This is a genomic window from Aliivibrio finisterrensis, assembly GCF_008933155.1.
GTDB classification, from domain to species: domain Bacteria; phylum Pseudomonadota; class Gammaproteobacteria; order Enterobacterales; family Vibrionaceae; genus Aliivibrio; species Aliivibrio finisterrensis.
Map to the genome: position 1 here is coordinate 256628 of NZ_WBVP01000002.1, position 17599 is coordinate 274226.

Annotated in this window: 17 protein-coding genes; 10 read left to right on the forward strand and 7 right to left on the reverse strand. The window is 39.3% G+C overall.

The window, feature by feature from the left end:
* Positions 1–5 precede the first annotated feature (5 nt).
* Positions 6–2414: a beta-mannosidase gene (locus F8B77_RS03030; protein ID WP_151653572.1), complete on the reverse strand. Its 2409-nt coding sequence runs from the start codon at positions 2412–2414 to the stop codon at positions 6–8.
* A 384-nt stretch (positions 2415–2798) separates the two neighbouring features.
* Between F8B77_RS03030 and F8B77_RS03035 the strand changes: the two genes are divergently transcribed.
* Positions 2799–3086 carry a hypothetical protein gene (locus tag F8B77_RS03035; protein ID WP_151653574.1) on the forward strand — a complete coding sequence of 96 codons (288 nt, stop codon included), beginning with the start codon at positions 2799–2801 and terminating at the stop codon, positions 3084–3086.
* A 34-nt stretch (positions 3087–3120) separates the two neighbouring features.
* Positions 3121–3549: a hypothetical protein gene (locus tag F8B77_RS03040; protein ID WP_151653576.1), complete on the forward strand. Its 429-nt coding sequence runs from the start codon at positions 3121–3123 to the stop codon at positions 3547–3549.
* On the opposite strand, the gene F8B77_RS03045 is transcribed toward F8B77_RS03040, so the two are convergent.
* A complete protein-coding gene (locus F8B77_RS03045; protein WP_151653578.1) occupies positions 3541–4026 on the reverse strand; it encodes a hypothetical protein in 486 nt (161 codons plus the stop codon). The two genes, F8B77_RS03040 and F8B77_RS03045, sit on opposite strands and share 9 nt — an antisense overlap.
* Positions 4027–4476: 450 nt before the next feature.
* Here F8B77_RS03045 and F8B77_RS18030 point away from each other — a divergent pair, with 450 nt between their 5' ends.
* The gene (locus F8B77_RS18030; RefSeq protein ID WP_280114363.1) at positions 4477–4599 is read left to right on the forward strand and encodes a hypothetical protein; all 123 of its coding nucleotides are present in this window, start codon (positions 4477–4479) and stop codon (positions 4597–4599) included.
* 54 nt (positions 4600–4653) lie between these two features.
* Here F8B77_RS18030 and F8B77_RS17475 read toward each other — a convergent pair whose 3' ends face one another.
* Positions 4654–6435, reverse strand: coding sequence for a methyl-accepting chemotaxis protein (locus F8B77_RS17475; protein ID WP_167512744.1), 1782 nt, complete (start codon positions 6433–6435; stop codon positions 4654–4656).
* Positions 6436–6668: 233 nt separating this feature from the next.
* Positions 6669–7358 carry a DNA-3-methyladenine glycosylase I gene (locus F8B77_RS03055; protein ID WP_151653580.1) on the reverse strand — a complete coding sequence of 230 codons (690 nt, stop codon included), beginning with the start codon at positions 7356–7358 and terminating at the stop codon, positions 6669–6671.
* Between the two features lie 135 nt (positions 7359–7493).
* On the opposite strand from F8B77_RS03055, the gene F8B77_RS03060 reads away from it, so the two are divergent.
* The 4 genes from F8B77_RS03060 (at position 7494) to F8B77_RS03075 (ending at position 11343) form a co-directional block, all read left to right on the forward strand.
* Complete coding sequence (locus F8B77_RS03060; protein WP_151653582.1) at positions 7494–8672, forward strand: MerR family transcriptional regulator; 1179 nt, start codon at positions 7494–7496, stop codon at positions 8670–8672.
* Positions 8673–8676: 4 nt separating this feature from the next.
* On the forward strand, positions 8677–9213 hold the full coding sequence (locus F8B77_RS03065; protein WP_151653585.1) for a GNAT family N-acetyltransferase: 537 nt from the start codon (positions 8677–8679) through the stop codon (positions 9211–9213).
* Positions 9214–9325: 112 nt separating this feature from the next.
* Positions 9326–10249, forward strand: coding sequence for a Gfo/Idh/MocA family protein (locus tag F8B77_RS03070; protein ID WP_151653587.1), 924 nt, complete (start codon positions 9326–9328; stop codon positions 10247–10249).
* Positions 10250–10386: 137 nt separating this feature from the next.
* A complete protein-coding gene (locus tag F8B77_RS03075; protein WP_151653589.1) occupies positions 10387–11343 on the forward strand; it encodes a LysR family transcriptional regulator in 957 nt (318 codons plus the stop codon).
* A 96-nt stretch (positions 11344–11439) separates the two neighbouring features.
* On the opposite strand, the gene F8B77_RS03080 is transcribed toward F8B77_RS03075, so the two are convergent.
* Positions 11440–12099 (reverse strand): nitroreductase family protein, encoded by a 660-nt coding sequence (locus tag F8B77_RS03080; RefSeq protein ID WP_122032476.1) that lies wholly within the window; start codon positions 12097–12099, stop codon positions 11440–11442.
* A 228-nt stretch (positions 12100–12327) separates the two neighbouring features.
* Positions 12328–13440, reverse strand: a complete 1113-nt coding sequence (locus tag F8B77_RS03085) for an NADH:flavin oxidoreductase (protein ID WP_151653591.1) — start codon at positions 13438–13440, stop codon at positions 12328–12330.
* 564 nt (positions 13441–14004) lie between these two features.
* Here F8B77_RS03085 and dtpA point away from each other — a divergent pair.
* Both dtpA and F8B77_RS03095 read left to right on the forward strand, forming a co-directional pair.
* The gene (gene dtpA, locus F8B77_RS03090; protein WP_151653593.1) at positions 14005–15489 is read left to right on the forward strand and encodes a dipeptide/tripeptide permease DtpA; all 1485 of its coding nucleotides are present in this window, start codon (positions 14005–14007) and stop codon (positions 15487–15489) included.
* Between the two features lie 185 nt (positions 15490–15674).
* Complete coding sequence (locus tag F8B77_RS03095; RefSeq protein ID WP_151653594.1) at positions 15675–16019, forward strand: rhodanese-like domain-containing protein; 345 nt, start codon at positions 15675–15677, stop codon at positions 16017–16019.
* A 15-nt stretch (positions 16020–16034) separates the two neighbouring features.
* Here F8B77_RS03095 and F8B77_RS03100 read toward each other — a convergent pair whose 3' ends face one another.
* Positions 16035–16841: a crotonase/enoyl-CoA hydratase family protein gene (locus tag F8B77_RS03100; protein WP_151653596.1), complete on the reverse strand. Its 807-nt coding sequence runs from the start codon at positions 16839–16841 to the stop codon at positions 16035–16037.
* A 217-nt stretch (positions 16842–17058) separates the two neighbouring features.
* On the opposite strand from F8B77_RS03100, the gene F8B77_RS03105 reads away from it, so the two are divergent.
* Positions 17059–17295 carry a hypothetical protein gene (locus F8B77_RS03105; protein ID WP_151653598.1) on the forward strand — a complete coding sequence of 79 codons (237 nt, stop codon included), beginning with the start codon at positions 17059–17061 and terminating at the stop codon, positions 17293–17295.
* The last annotated feature ends 304 nt before the right edge of the window (positions 17296–17599 follow it).

Genomic DNA, 17599 nt, shown 5'->3' on the forward strand with positions numbered 1-17599 from the left:
AGCGGTTAATAGCTGTTAGATAAATCATACACACGCAGAGTTTGCTTAAGTGTTTCAATATCGTCGCCAATATAGTGAATAATTCGTGGTGTGTTTGGTAATAATGTAAAGCTAGAATCAGTGAAGCGACCATTACCATCATGTTCCAAATGGGTAAAGAATGCTGGTTTATCGGAGCATAACGTAATTTCAGAGCCGTTAAGTGTCACCTCAATCTTCGCTTTTTGAATCCTAAGTTGTTTGAAAGTAGGGGCTGCAAACCAGGTGTTTTCATTTTGAATACCGTTCACTCTCGTTTCTACGAAAAAGAAACTATTGTTGGCATTTAGTTGGAATTTTTCTTTACATAATGACCAAATAACATCGTTACCATCCGCTTCAATCGTATAATTGATAGACCACTGGCCTAATATCTCACCATTCAAATTCATCCAATAAACGGTGCCATCAAGATGGTTTTCATCACGGCTATCATTAACAGCGTGAATACGTAACTCGGTTTCTGTCTCTTCAAAAGGCAGATAGGTCGGCGCGAAAAATCGTTTCGCGTGGTAATGAAGTTGCTTCCATCGGCCGCTGTATTCAATACTAGACCATGAACTGACAGGCCAGTTGTCGTTAAGTTGCCAATACAGCATTCCACGACATATAGGGCTGATAGCTCGCCAATATTCGCACCCTGTTTTTATCGCAATAGATTGCTGAACTTGGCTTAAATACAACATATTCTCAAAGTTAGATGGAAAGCGAAAATAACGAGTAAACATTTCGGTGATTATGCTATTGCCGCGTCCGTTCTTTTGATGGCTCTCAAAGGTTGGAGAGGTGACATTCCAATCTTGCTCTGGAACAAAACGTTTTACTTCCGCAAAAGAAGGCCATGACTGAAAACCAAACTCAGAGCAAAAACGAGGTTTGATATCTAAATACGCATTAAATGATTTACCAGAGTGCCAAACATCCCAAAAGTGCATATCGCCTCGGTTATCATTGTGCCATGCATCACCAAAATCCATATCTCCATTGCACGGTGAGCTGCTCCAAAAACGACGGCTAGGATCTTCTTCTGCAATCCATTGAGCAATCTTACGGTTTAAACGGTCATAATTAACCGTGTAGGTAGTTTTGTTATTCTTGGATTCAGCGTACCAACCAATGGCACCAATTACTTCGTTATCGCCACACCAAAGCACAATAGAGGGGTGATCTTTTAAACGCTGAATTTGTTGGCGGATCTCGGGCTCAACATCATTCATAAAAGTTTCAGTTGATGGATATAGTGAGCAAGCAAACATCATGTCTTGCCAAATCATTAGCCCTAATTCATCACAGATATTATAGAACATATCTGATTCATATTGCCCACCCCCCCATACGCGGATCATATTCATATTCGCGTCTTTTGCGCTGCTTAATAATTCACGATAGCGAGCTTCTGATTCGAGGCTTGGCATGGCATCCGTCGGGATCCAATTCGCCCCTTTTGAACTAATAGGAAACCCATTAATAACAAACTCCATCGCAGAGCCTATGTGGTCGCTTTTATTATTTAACTCTAGCTGACGAAGCCCAATTCTCTTAGATATGGATTGGTTATCAAGTTCAACATTAAGTGTATAAAGCGGTTGTTCTCCATAGCCTGCGGGCCACCAAAGCTTCGGATCTTCAATGTGAAAAATCGTGCTACTTTCGCCACTACTATTACTAAGTAGTGTTTGAGTTTGTTCTGCAAAAATTATTGTCAATTGCTGTTCCGCAATGGGTTCATGCCTAATGGAAACGAGAACATCGACACTGCCTTGATGCCAAATTTGCTCTGTGTGCACAGAATGTAAGGCGATAGAGTTAATCACATCAATCGTGATAGGGTCATACACTCCAGAAACCAATAAACAGATCCCCCAATCCCAACCAGAGTGGCATTGTGTTTTACGGATTAAATTCATATGTGGGATTTGATTATTACCGACAGCCCATGGAATTGGCATTGGTAAGGTTTCTGCTCGTCTCTTTGCTTCTTCATCAACTCGATGCAAATGAACCGAGATCCTATTTTCACCTATAACAGCAAATGGAGTGATATCAATGCGATGTAGGTGAAACATATTAGAACTGCGTAATACGAGTTCATCGTTAATGAAAACATCAGCAAGGGTATCTAAACGGCTTAAATTCAAAAGTAACGAAGAGGCGTTTAGGTTAGATTGAGATAAAGAAAAGGTGCGAGATAAGTGCCAATCACATTGATTAACCCACTGTACATCTTGTTCGTTTGTGTCTTGATAAGGGTGAGGGATAAGGTTAGCGCGATAAAGGGCTTGATAATTATCACCAGGAATGACCATCGGAATGCAAATTGTTGGGTGCGTAGGTGAAGTTAGTGTCCAATCGCCATTGAGAGAAACTTGCGACATAAAAAATCCTTCTGATGCCGTATTAATTAATTGAGGATGGTAAGGAGTGTATGCCTGTAACGAAAGAAAATATGTGACTATATTCTCGGATAAGATGATAATCTTATTATTAAATTTAATAAATTAGAGTATAACCGCAATTATTTTATAGTTATTAATAATGCTCATTTGTTAATAAGATTTAATGGAGGGATTTTTGTATACATAAACTGAGTATAGTGAGGGTTAGATCAACTTATACTTATTTATTTATTGATTTTTTTACTGCAAATAAATACATTCATTAATCAGGTTTATAAAAATCTTGTTAACTCTAAATAATAAAATATCACATCCAATTTCAAATCATTTTTGAGACGTTTTATTTAATAGAGGAAACTAGCTATGGCTAAGTACCAATTCTTTTGCATTCCCAACAGCAATTGTAAGCAATACACCTTTCTTGATATGGCATCAAGTTCGTTCTTACAAGAGAAATCCGAGATTTTAGATCAAGGGTTTGAAGTAGAGGATGATGTCATCTATGCAGATACTCCTGAAGACGCTGTCGAAAAATTCAAATCAAATTTCATTTATGCGGTTGATGAATATGGCAAAGCAAATGTTAGTTATGGCTTTGCCGTCTTTCTTCAATCTATCTATAAAATGCTTTTTTCTAAGAAAACTAAATAACTTATCGCAACAATAATAAATAAGAAGGGAAAATATGAACAAGGTATTATTTGATTCGAAAAAATATCAGCTCACAGAAAACAGTTTTACCTATCAAGGCCACAAGGAAAAGTTAGAGAATATTTTAGGTCTTAATATAATTCAGTGGGGGAGAAAAGAGCGTATTAAGTATGGAATGGGACTAGGCATATTCAGTGTGATCATGTTCTATACCATTGGCTGGTTTTTAATATTGCCAATCCTCGATGCGTTAAGTGGGAATGAGCTATCTGATTATTTAGTTGAAGCCGTTACTTCATTAGTTTTCATCTTTTTTAGTGTGTTAGGTTACCTTTCTCGTAAGGGGTACACATTAGAGATAGAGAAAACGAATGGGAATAAAGGATCGATAGGAAAAAGTACTCATCGGTTAGACTTTGATAAATTATTAACGGCTTTTGTAAGAGCGAAAAAATTAAAATAAATTATCAAAAGACAATTGCAGGTGGTGTATAAAGGTGATGCCTGTTGTATCTGCCGTAATACCATTTACAACAGAAAGGGCGATTGTGTCGGTAATAGGGTAAGTAAAGATTAGCTGAGGTATTAAATATAAGCTAATGTCTTCATTGATGTAAGTGATGATTTGGTCCTGTTCATAGCCTGTAACAACGCCAGCGACAGCTCCTAAATGAATGGATAGATCGTATATTTTTATCTCGTCATCCATTCTAAACTTCCAACCTATCAATGTTGACTTATTGTGATAAGAGTTGACAAAATGAGCAACGCTAAACCCATTATTAATGCTTAAGCCTATTAATTGATGGTGCTCTTTATAATCATAGTCTCTGTCAACATAGTGATTACTGTAACCTAAAAAAGCGACCTCTAGAGAGGTAGAAAAGGCGTTTGTTGTAATGAAAATAAAAAGTAAACCAGACAGTGAAATCCATTTCATTCACACTCCTAAAGGTGAGAGGGTAAGATCTAATGATAGTCTGATAATATTTATTTTTCTTGTTTATTTATAAATTATAGGAGTTAAGCTATAAAAAGAACATGGCCACAAATACAGTACCAAATGCCACTTGTTTCACTATAAAACCATTCTTTTTGTTGGCGACAGCATGGGCAAATCGGTTTATCCATCATCTTCTCGTTTGTTGTTTTTATTTATGTTTAATTATGGAATTAAATTTTAGTTTAGCAAATCAAAATTTGAGCCTATGAGGCTCATTTAGAGTTAACTTGTATTTTTATGTAATTGTCATAAATAACAGTAACAAAAGTTTAAAAGCGGATTATTAATACTTCAGTATTTAGTCATTTTTTGGCTTGTGTCACACTTTAAATGTAATAAATAAGAGTAGAATAGAGTCCTGATACAGATATTACTCAAGGAGGAGTGATGAATATCTCAGGTGGGTTAAGCCCGCTAACAGAGCTTGTTATATGGATGAGTTATGCTGTGACAATAGTGATAGCAGTATTGGCTGTTGGCATATTACTTGAATTTAATAAGAAAGAATAAAACAAAGACAGCGATATTTTTATATGGCTGTCTTTTTTAGTTTAAGGCTAGTGTTTAACTGGTCTTAAATTGTGAAACTTGTTTTTTCATCTCCTCAGCTTGCTCTGCTACCTGTTGCAGTTCAGTTAAACAAGCTTGTGCTGAGTGAATGTTACTGTCAGTTAAGTCATTAAGTTCAGTGATAGTTTGGCTTACTTCGTTAGTTGTTGTGTTTTGCTCTTCAATGGCAGAGGCTATCTGAATCGATGAGTCAGAAATGCTCGACATATCCACGATGATCTTATTTAATATCGCTTCTGCACTGCTGGCTTTTTCAACCGAACTTTCACCCTGGTCACTGCATTTCTCAATATTCGTAACCACTTTATCCGTTTGAGTTTGAATGGATTCAATGATTGTTCGTATCTCTTCAGTCGATGCTTGTGTTCTTGTGGCTAAAGAGCGAACTTCGTCAGCAACTACCGCAAATCCACGGCCTTGTTCACCAGCACGAGCGGCTTCAATTGCGGCATTTAGCGCTAGAAGATTGGTTTGCTCTGCAATGCTTTGAATCATCTCAACCACGCTGCCTACTTGACCAACTAAACCGCTTAAATGCGAAATGTCTGTTTGGCTTAAGATCAGAGAACTCGATAACTGAGAGATCTCTTGAGATGCCGCATGTAAGGTTGCTTGGCCTTCTGTCGCGTGCTGATGTGATTGGGTGGCATTACTTGCTGCAGCCTCAGTATTGTTCGCAATTTCAGCGACGGTTAGGCTCATTTCATTGACTGCCGTGGCCATCATCATTGTATGTTGCGACTGCTGATCAAAATCGCGCAGTACTCCCTTCAGTTTCTCTCTCATTTCAGATGCACTGCCTGCTAAGTGAACTGATTTTTGTTGTGTATCACCAACCAGAGACTGAATTTTATCCAGTAATTGATTAAAACTTAACCCTATTTGGCTGGTCTCATCATTGCCCATATTTTGAGCACGTAATGAAATATTATTGGTATCAGTGATTTCTTTAATGACATTAGCTTGGTTTGAAATGCGGCGAACAATCATTAATGAGAGTGTAATAGAAAGAGCAATTAATATGATGATTAAAAAGCCAGAGACAAGGTATTTTTGCCAATTTAAATAGGCAATATGCTCATCCACTTTTTCGTTTAGCTCTTGAGCTAACAGAGAGAAATTACTTTCAACTTCAGAAGACTCTACACGAGTTTCGCCTTTCAGGCCTTGATCGTATTTTAAGCCTAATTTGATTTTTTGCTTAATTACCGCATTGGCCTGAGAAGCTAAGGAAAATAGCTCGCCAGTATAATTATTTAGCGTAATAAGGTTACCGCTAGCTACACTTTCATCAAAGCGTAGAATCCCTTCTAATAAACTGATGTTTTGTTGGCGAAACGCTTTAGAGAATAATATTTTCCGATTTTTATGATAATTGGCAAGCAATCCATCTTGCTGGGTGAGTCCTAATACTTGATAGGCACTAATAAGGTTTTTAAACGTGATTTGGTACTCTTCTAATTCTTTCTTTATCAGATCATTACGCTCAAGTTTAATATCAAAATCATCAAATATTTGAGATATCTCTTGGCTTTTATCCATGAATTTTTGAGCATTTTCATCAAACTTAGCAAGGTATTTTAAATCCATTCTCGCCATAAAGTCTTTTTCATTACGACGCATATTAAGCAAATTGATTTCTAATTCTGCTAAATCCAAACGGGCTTGATTTAGTTGGTTTGAATCTTGGCTGATCTTGTTAGTGTACCCAAGGGTAAAGGTCATACCTAGCACACCGACTAAGCATAAAGAGTAAAGTATGTGTTTAATTTTCATTTAATTGGCTGTCCATAATTTCGATTACTTTGCGACCATACCGACTATTTTGTAAATTATCAATAGGGTGAATGTTGCATTTAAACTCATCAGATTTGCGGATGAATTATGGTGGGGAAGGAAATTAATGGGTAGAGTTTTCGGTTTGAATTAGAAATAAGACGATAATCGTACATATATCATATGGATAAATTTAGAGGAGATCAGAATGATCTCCCTAAGAACCAAGAAAATTACACGATTCGATTATCGCCACAGCTATAGGCAATTATTTGGCTAATTTCAGACAAAGATCGCCCTGACTCAGTTTTCCATTGGTTAAATGCTTGAGTTGCTGCTTGAAGTGCTCGCTTCGTATCTCGGCCACTATCAATAATATCGCAATGACGCAAATACCACTCAACATCGGAAGATAAAATAAAGGTATCGACACCCATTTGGCGTAATGCATAAGCCCCCGTATTACCGCCTAAGCGTTTTCCGTGTTTTTTAAGATATGCCCATAAGCCCGTAATATCGTCACTAGGCCAATTTGCAACCATTTTGCCAAACGAACCATATCTTAGGCTTGCCATATTTATCATCAAGGCATTGGCTGGGATAGTCATTACTTTAGTTAAATGGCGGATAATTCGCGGGTCTTTCGCTTTCTCCTCCCATGTTTCATCGGGTTGAAGTAATAGAGGTTGAATGCGAAATTGAAAGAAAACCTCTTCAAATTCAGGCCATTTTTTACGAACTACATTCCATGAAATACCACACTGAAAAACCTTTTCTGTAAATACAGCTAACCAACGATCATCAGGGATCGCGGCTAACTCTTCTGGTGATAATGGCTTATGCAGCATCAGCTCTAGTTGTGCTTTCCCACCTTTACGCTGCGCCGCTCGTTGATAAATGGATTCAAATTTTTCAATAGTCATGATTGTCTCTGATTTAAAAGCATGAAGAGATTGAAGCATAAATGGATCTATTTTTGTATTAAAAAGAGTGAACGCTTGACCTGTCTAAAGCTTCATAGTTTATAGTGTTTGTTATCAACCAAGAGGAAAGAGTGTATGTATCGTATTTCTGAGTTAGCGCAGCACGTAGGATTAAGTCGTTCAACCTTATTGTATTACGAGAAGTTAGGCCTGATTTCAGCAAAACGACAAGCCAATGGTTATCGCAGCTATTCAGAAAACGATCTTCAGCGTCTAGTGTTATTGCAACAATTGCAAGCAGGAGGTTTGTCACTAAAAGAGTGTCAGGCTTGTTTAGAGGCCAAAATAGACAGAGAGAAGCTGCTGCATAGGCTAGATGTATTAGATGATGAAATCGCAAAGAAACAAAAAGCGAGAGAGCTTCTATCCTCAATGCTTGGTATGAACTCAATGAGAGATTGGCATCAAACCATTGAACAACAAGCGCCTTCAGCACATTTAGAATGGTTAATAAAACAAGGGTTTGATGAAAAACAAGCCATGAGATTAAAGTGGTTATCAAAAGACATGAATGAACACGATCGTTATATGCAAGATTTTAACTTGGTATTTGAAGCGTTAGAAACGTGGGGGCCAGGCAGTAAAGCTGACAGGTTGAAAGCATTAAATAGAGTAGCGAACCAAATTAATACCATACTGGAAATTGGTTGCGGGCAAGGTATCGCGACTCAGATATTAGCGGAGAATACTCAAGCGACAATCACAGCGGTAGATAATGAAGAGTTTGCCCTAGACGCGTTAATGCAAAAAATGAAAGCAAAAGGCCTCGATAATAGGATCTCAACGGTTTGCGCCAACATGACAAGCCTACCTTGTGAGGCTGCAAGTTTTGATCTTATTTGGTCAGAGGGCAGTGCTTATATCATGGGGGTTGAAGCGGCACTAAAAGCGTGGAAACCGTTACTGAAAGAAAACGGTGTCCTTGTATTAAGTGATGCCGTATGGAGCGTTGATAAGCCAAAGCAAGGGATCGTCGATTTTTGGCAAAAAGAATATCCAGACATGACAACTACGGCTGCTCGCATTAAGCAGGCAGAAGCCGCGGGTTATGAATTGATTGATACTTTCTCACTCAGCGAAGAAGCTTGGCAAGCCTATTACCGCCCATTAGAAGCAAGATTAAACGAGCTAAAAGAAGAATTATACGGATCTTCTGTGTTGGCTGATATCGAGCGCGAAATCGCAATCTTTCACCAAAGAGCCGGTGAATATGATTACCAAATGTTTATATTAAAAAATTCAAAGATAGGATAAGACAATGAAATATTCTTTATATACAGCAACACAAACAAACGAGATTAACGCACTATTTACTAAAACCTTTTCTGACTCAGAAGGAGAGCAAGAGGGGCAGTTAATTGGTCAGCTAGTAGAAGATCTTATTGGAACCACTAAAGCTGAAGACTTGTACGTATTTGTAGCAACAGAAAATGAGAAAGTAATAGGCAGTATTTTATTCACCAGACTGACATTTAAAGCAGATATCAACGTCTTCTTACTTGCGCCAGTCGCTGTACATACGGATTATCAAGGCAAAGGAATTGGTCAAGAGCTGATTAATTTTGGCCTTCAAGCAATGAAAAAAGAAGGTGTGGAATTAGCGTTTACTTATGGTGATCCTAGCTTTTATTCAAAAGTGGCTTTCCAACCAGTAACAGAAGCGCAATTTAAAGCGCCACTTACGCTTAGTTACCCTCATGGATGGTTAGCACAATCTCTAAGTGGTCAAGAGCTGAGCGGGATTGATGGCGACTCTTCATGTGTTCCAGCGTTTAATAAACCAGAACTTTGGTAATTTTAATTTTTGCTGTTGGTTAGCGTTAATTTTCTTATTTGATAAATGATGGCAGCCTTATAAAGTTGTGATAGCGTTGCAGTATACCTATCGTATTTAAACAAGGATCATCATGAAAATTGGAATCATTGGCTTGGGTGATATTGCTCAAAAAGCGTACCTGCCTATCATCACACAGCTTGAGAATGTTCAGCCGGTTTTTTGTACTCGCAATCCAGAGGTACTTAAACAATTGGCACAGAAATATCGTGTGGATCAATATTGTGAAGATTACCAAGAGCTACTAACTTTGGGCGTTGATGCGGTAATGATCCATGCGGCTACTCGCGTGCATTTTGACATCGCCTCCTTCTTTCTTAAAAACGGAGTACCTACCTTTGTAGATAAACCGTTAGCGGATTCAGCAGAAGAGGTTGAGCAACTTTACACTATTGCTGCCAAGCATAATCAGCCACTTTATGTTGGTTTTAATCGTCGCCATATCCCGCTATATAATCAACATTTACCAGAGTTGGCAAACGGAGAAGTAGGTCAGCTACGCTCACTGCGCTGGGAGAAACACCGTCATGCTTTGCCGGGTGATCTACGCACCTTTATTTTTGATGATTTTATCCATCCATTAGACAGTATCAACTTAAACGCTCAGGCGACAATAGATGATTTGTATATCACACATCAAATGCAAGGCAATCAACTCGCAAGATTAGATGTGCAATGGCAAGTTGGTGAGACTTTATTACATGCTTCAATGGATCGTCATTTTGGCATCACAACAGAGCGAGTATCGGCAAGTTATGTAAATCAAGCCGTTGAATTTAGCTCTTTTGTAGAAGGGAAAATCTGGCATAACAGTACAGAGCAAAAGCTTTCTCTTAAAGATTGGACGCCAATGCTAACCAGTAAAGGGTTTGAGAATATGATCCAAGATTGGATTAGTGTTGTAGAGAAAGGGAAGTTAGCCACAACAACGATAGATCGTAATATTGCCAGTCATCAATTAGCAGAACGCATTTATCAAAAGATCCTTGGTAAGTAGAATAGAAGACAGTTATGCATGTCATTTATCTGCTAATGCGTTGATACCATCTCACATTTAAACCAGTATAATAGGCTTTAGTTAATGATTTATAATGTCATTAGTTAACGCCTCTCTATTTAAACAAAGGATCCGTCATGTCTCTGGTTAATCAGCTTTCACTCTTTATTGATGTTGTACAACAAGGCTCGTTTACCAAAGCCGCTGCGCTGCATGATATGGACAATTCAACGCTTTCTAAGCAGATAAAAAAATTAGAGACAGAGCTTGGAGTGCAACTACTCAATCGCTCGACCCGCTCCTTTTCTTTAACTCCTGCCGGTGAAGAGATCTTAGAGCAAGCTCATCAACTGGTTAACACCATCGGCCATGTACAAACTATTGCTGATTCTTATCATGCAGAGCCAAAAGGTCGTATTCGAATTACAGCACCAGTGCATATTGGACAGCAATATCTGCAACCTGTGATCAGTAAATTCATGAAATCATACCCAGATGTAGAGATTGTGCTGCTAATGGACGACAAACGATCTGACATTATCACCGATCACTTCGATGTCGCTTTTCGCTTAGGTCGTTTAGATGATTCAAGTTTAATTGCCAAAAAAATAGCAGACATTCGTGCGGTTGTTTTAGCCTCCCATGAATTCATTGAGCAATATGGTGAACCTAGCACCCCAGAAGAGTTGGTTAGTTTGCCTTCTGTTATCTATAGCAATGGGTCGTTAACAGTGGATACTGTTAGGTTTAGTGAAACACCAGATTCAAAGCAGTTTAAAAACTACAAGATGAAGGGGAACTACAAAGTGAATGACGTAAGAACGCTATTGGAAGGGGTAAAAGATGGGTTAGGTTATGCCGTTATCGCCTCTTCCAATTTAGCATGTTCAATTGAAGAGATGAAGCTAAAGCCGTTATTAACAAACTATGCCATTTGTAATAAGGGGCTTGCGGTTTATGCCTTATATCCACACAGAAAACAGACCGCGTTAGTGAGAGAGTTTATTGCGGCAGTGCAGGAGTATATAGGCGAGCCGCCTCGTTGGGAGCAACATATCCCAAATTTTGAAACCATGTATCAGGTCAATAAATAGAAACAGCTCAATAAATAAAAACAACCCCACTCAAAAGAGCAGGGTTGTTTTAACAAGCAAGAATGATCAAATACTTATGTAGATTGGTATTCGTTCTTAAAGAACCGTAATCACATCTTCCATCGCTAAACGTGCTTTTGGAAGACCGTGGTTATAATCTTCAACTTCTTTGTGGTAACCCAGTGCAAGAGCAAAATCACATACATAGCCATCAAGTTCGTCTTTAAACTCTTCGCCAATTAGCTGAGCATCAACGCCTTCCATAGAAGTAGAAGCAATACCCATACGTGCAAGTGTGTGCAGCGTGTTACCTAAAGCGATGTAAGATTGTGCTTTAGTCCAGTTGCCATTAAAGCCATTTTCATCAGTATTCAACTCAACAAAACCGTAAGCACCATCAAGCATGTCGTTGTAACGCTCAGCAGGAAGGTGACCAGAACTTACTTCAGCATCAACCACTTTACGGTATTGGTCTTTATCAAATTTCGGGTTGTGTGCAAACAAAATGGTATGCGACGCTTCTTTTGCGTGCGGTTGGTTAAACTGGAACATATTCGCAAACGTACCGTGGAAACGCTCTTTTGCTACATCACTTTCAAGAACAATGAATTTCCATGGTTGTGAGTTAATTGAAGAAGCAGACAGGCGGATTGCTTCTTTAATCACATCCATATCTTCTGCAGAGATACGTTTAGTTGCATCGTATTTTTTTGCTGTGTAACGAGTGTTTAAATCGGCAATAATTGGGTGAGTCATATCTACTTCCTAAATTCGGTGAACAAAAGCGTAAGAGGGAACATCCGACCTACGCGCTGTTGATGGGAGTAAGATAAACAAAACTCGCTAAGAGAGAAATAGCGTAATTATCCAATAACTATGGAAGAAAAGTTCCATAATGGGAAAATCTCCTCTAGTAAATCAAACTAAAACGCCGCAGTTAATACCTGCGGCGTTTTTATATTTGTCACTCTAAAGAAAGTAAATTTACGCTTGTGCTTTCTTTGGCTTTCTCTTTTTATACACTACGCAGAAATTACCGCGTTTAGTGCGACACTTAGAGCAACGCTCACAATCCACTTCTGCTCTGCTGCCTTCTTTCCAGCGCTTAATTAACTGAGGCTCAGCAAGCAAAGGGCGTGATAAAGCAAAATATTGAATATTGGTGTTCTCAGCAATGGCTTCAATTGCACCAATATCGTTAAGACCACCCACCGTAATAACAGGGATAGATATGTCTTCACTGATCACCGCACCATACTCACGAAAGTAGCCTTCATCTTGCAGCGTATAACCATCGAACGATTCGCCAATCATGGTGCTCGCATTGCCGTGAATATTGCCTGAAACGATAATGGCATCAACCCCAATCTCTTCCAGTTTTTTACAAATAAGGCGAGTGTCATCAAAGGTTAAGCCGCCATCAAAAAACTCTGTTGCCGTTAGCTTAACTAAGATAGGGAAATCATTACCCACTAATTCTCTGATCTTGGCATAAATCTCAATTAAGAATCTCATGCGGTTTTCTAAGCTACCGCCGTATTCATCTTCACGACGGTTGTAATATGGGCTTAAAAATTGATTGATTAAATAAGTGTGCGCCGCATGAATTTCAATACCATCAAAACCAGACTCTTGCGCTCGACGGCTTGCTTGAGCAAAGGCATCAACAATGTAATCAATCTCATCTTTAGTCATCGCTTTACCAAGAGTTTGCGTGCCTCTTTCGCATACGTCACTTGGTGCAAAGATCACACGCTCGCCGACGTTATACGTGGTCTTAGTGCCACCATACGCCAGCTGCATCGCAATCTTAGAATCATACTTGTGCACTAACTCAGTCAGCTTTTGGTACTCAGCAATAAAAGAGTCGTTGTACATACCCATCATGCCGGCATTGGGTTTTTCTTCCTCAACGATGTTTGCATAACCTGTCACTATTAAACCAACTTCACCTTGAGCTAGCTCTTCATAGATATCGTAAAGTTTGTCTGTCATATGGCCATCTTCAGTCGCCATATTTTCCCACGTTGCACTTCGAACAAAGCGGTTCTTTAGTGTCATGTTGCCAATCTGGGTTTGTGTAAACAAAGTGCTCAAGTGCAATCCTCTAGAAGTGTTCTGTCATGTCGTTGGGATAAAAGGGCGGCAATAGTAGCGCTAAGAAAAGAGCAAAACCTTAATCTATATTAAGAAGTAGGCATATCAGTCGCTAAAAAGGCAAAAAAAAAAGCGCAGGCAGCCGCATTGGCCTTTACTGATCATCGCCCTTGCTGCCATTACTCGTCTAAATCCACAAGCAGCAATGTAACTTCCACTTCATATAAACTACCTCCTAAAACAACAGCAGATAATCACCTCTGCTGTTACCTCATTTAAAACTTCTTTTAAGATTAAATGCTTATCTAGAACGGTATTTATTTCCTTCCCTAATAACGCATACAATTTGTCATCATAGTGTCAGTAATAAATGTTTCAAAATATTTCAGTTGGTAATTTATTGTAACTCTATGATCTTATAAAGTTTTAATTCATTTTCCATAAATGATAATTGAGATCCCATTTCTGGCTAGTGCTAAGTAAATGTTAAATAAGTAAGTTGGTTGTGTAATGCGTAAAAATGCATAAGAAAAATAGCTAATCACAACATACAGGGATTTATTTATGTCTAACTTGAATGTATTCAAGCAGCCTAAGCAGTTTTATTTAATCTTCTCAATCGAGTTTTGGGAGCGTTTTGGCTTCTATGGTATGCAAGCCATTCTCGCCGTTTATCTCGTTAAAATTTTAGGAATGTCAGAGTCAGAATCATTTGTACTCTTTGGGGCATTCTCAGCACTTATTTTTGGCTCGGTAGCGATAGGCGGTTGGGTCGGAGATAAAGTCATCGGCACCAAACGCACCATCACTCTTGGCGCGCTGATATTAACCATTGGTTATGCACTATTAGGTGTTTCGGCATCGGCAGGGAACATTGGTGGCTCAGGCCTTATCTATGTTGCAATGGGCTTTATTACTATGGGTAATGGTCTGTTTAAAGCCAACCCATCAAGCTTACTTGCAAAAGTATATGACCAAGACGATAAGCGTTTAGATGGTGCATTCACTATGTACTATATGGCCATTAACCTTGGTTCATTCTTCTCTATGTTATTAACACCATGGATAGCGAGCCAGTTTGGCTATGGCATGGCATTTAGTGTGAGTGCGGTTGGTCTTATCATTACCGTTATAAACTTCTTAATGTGCTCTCGCATGGTAAAAGGTGTTGGTTCAGAACCAGATCTTATTCCTCTAAATAAAACACGTTACTTAGGCGTTGTTATTGGCGCGGTGGCATTAAGCTTTTTATGTTCAATATTACTGCAACACCTATTCTATGCTCACGCTATTTTAGTGGTGGTAGGCGTAACGATTGTTGTTCTTTATATGAAAGAAGCATTCAAAATCCAAGGGCTAGAGCGTGCAAAAATGCTCGTAGCGTTTGCACTAATGCTGCAAGGCGTGGTGTTCTTTGTGCTTTACTTCCAAATGCCAACCTCATTGAACTTCTTTGCAATCCATAATATCGAGCATAACTTATTTGGTATTTCAGTTGCGCCTGAGCAGTTCCAAGCATTGAATCCATTTTGGATCATGATAGCGAGCCCAATCTTAGCGGTTGCTTATAACAACTTAGGTGAGCGCTTTGCCATGCCGTACAAGTTTGCCTTTGGTATGGTGCTGTGTGCGTTATCTTTCTTAGTGCTAAAGTTTGGTGCAAGCTTTGCCAATGCAGAGGGCATCATGAGCTCTAACTGGCTTGTGGTTTGTTACGCTTTCCAATCATTAGGTGAGCTTCTTGTGTCTGGTTTAGGTCTTGCAATGGTGGCGCAGCTTGTACCACAACGCATGATGGGTTTTGCAATGGGTATGTGGTTCTTAACCTCTGCTACTGCGGCGGTTATTGCAGGGTGGGTAGCAACACTAACTACAGCGCCAGCAGGGCTAACCGATGCCAACCAAACACTGGCTATCTACAGCGATGTTTTTGGTAAAATTGGCTATGCAACCGCGGTTGTTGCTGTGATCACATTACTAATCGCACCTAAGCTAACGCGCATTATCCGTGGTGAAACAACCGAGCAAGTTGAAACAGCCAATGCATAAGCACTAAAGACAGTTAGCAGCAGGTAACCAGCAGATAGAAAAGAAAGCCAGTGTTATTCCTTATTAAAGAGAATGCACCGGCTTTTTTGATCTAGTCTATAAATACGATGAGCAACCTATGTGAAAACACACAATCCAGATTAAAATAAAGGCAAGTTTTACTGAGCATTTTAAAAGGACAATAAATGAAAATCAAAGCGGGATTATGTCTACTACTATCAATGCTGTCTTTTACTAGTTGGGCATCAGAGCGCAGTGAACAAGCGTGGGATCTTATCGAGCAAGGCGCATTATTAATCGATGTTCGCACCCCTGGTGAGTTTAGCCAAGGACACCTAACCGACGCCGCAAACTTGCCATTAAATACCGTAGATACCGCCTTTGCCAATATGGATAAAGACACGCCAATTGTGGTGTATTGCCGTAGTGGAAATCGCTCAGAACAAGCCATGAGTTACTTAAAACAAGCAGGTTTCACACAAGTTCATAATGGTGGTGGCTTAGACGAAATGTTATCGACTAAGCCATAAACTCAGCGAGTTAACTCACCAAAAGCGTTGTCTATTTTTAAACATAGGCAGCGCCTTTTTCTTTAATGCATATTGCGCCTGCATAAAATTCTTACCCACCAAAATACGCACTTGGCTATAACTCTCATAAGCCAGAAGCTTCCATTTAGGCGCAGTCCAATAGCGGTTATAAATATGCTTAGTTGCCGCAATCGCATCAGGCGACGTCTGCGAAAGTTGCTTACTTAACTCAATTGCCGTCTCTAATGGTTTGTCGTTAATCTCAGTAATAAGCCCATGATGCAGCGCCGTTTTTGCATCTAATTGCGTCGCACACATACTGAGCCTCATCGCCTGATCTTTAGGCATGATTTCTCTAAGCGTTAAAGACCCTGCCATATCAGACGTTAGCCCCATTTTCGACTCCATAATCGACAAGTTAGCGCGAGAAGATGCAATTCTAAAATCAGCCCCAAGTGCAATTTGAAGCCCTGCGCCCCAACAATACCCATCAATCGCCGCAATCACAGGTACTGAAAGCCCACGCCAATTAGCACTCACTTGTTGCGCCTTATTAGCATTGCCCGGCCAGATCTTTAATAGCAACTTAATGGCATGAGATTTCTGTTTAATGATCGAATTAAAATCCAAACCTGAGCTAAAATTATCGCCACTGCCAGTAAGTATAACCGCTCGAATAGCGCGTTCATGCTTAACCTTGCGGCTAACATCAATTAACTCATCAAACATAGGGTAATTTATCGCATTTAACTTCTCAGGGCGGTGCAAACGAACAATTAGAATATTATCCTCTTGTTCAACCTGAAGATGCTGGTAGTTCATATAAATCCTTTTACTCTTTCAATCCCGCCATCAGTATAGTTAAAAAGCAAAAAAGAGCAGGATAAGCGTGATAGATATAAGAGATAGAGCACGAAGCATTGATCTTTGCCATAAAGTTGTGAAAGTTGCTTCACTATTGCTTGACCAGATTAGCGCTTACAACTAAATTTAGAAAAAAGGAAAGCCCATCTGGTATAAATACGGGGTCAGAGGCGATATGAAAGTAGAAGCAATTGGTAAAATTCAAACTGAATCAATAGAAAGAGACAGAAGCCAAGAAGAGCTAAAAAACAGCATAAGTAACATGAAAATGCAGAACGAAGGCGTGTACGACCAACAAGCCATCAACTTCGCCATGAAGCGCGGAGAATTAAGAGAGAAAGAAATCGAATCAAGAGCGAACCGATTAAAAGTTTACATGGATAAACAGCGAGCGCTAAACAATATTGCCTAATCTTAATGACTAAGAAACAATCTCTCGTTCTTAGTCATTAAATTAACCATCACAACTCTTATCTCAATCTAAGCATCTTGCAAAGAAGCACCCTTCGGCAACCTGCTTTATCTCGCGAATTGGCATTACGCTCATACTTCGCTACACACCAATGGCTCAACCAAGCCACAAAACGCTTCGCTGTGTCTTGTCCCTACGGGTCACTATCAGGGCTAGGGGTGACATTAATAATTTTTAAACAATTCATATTTATGACTGATTAAAAATTAACAATTATCTAAATCGATAATAGATTGAAGAACTT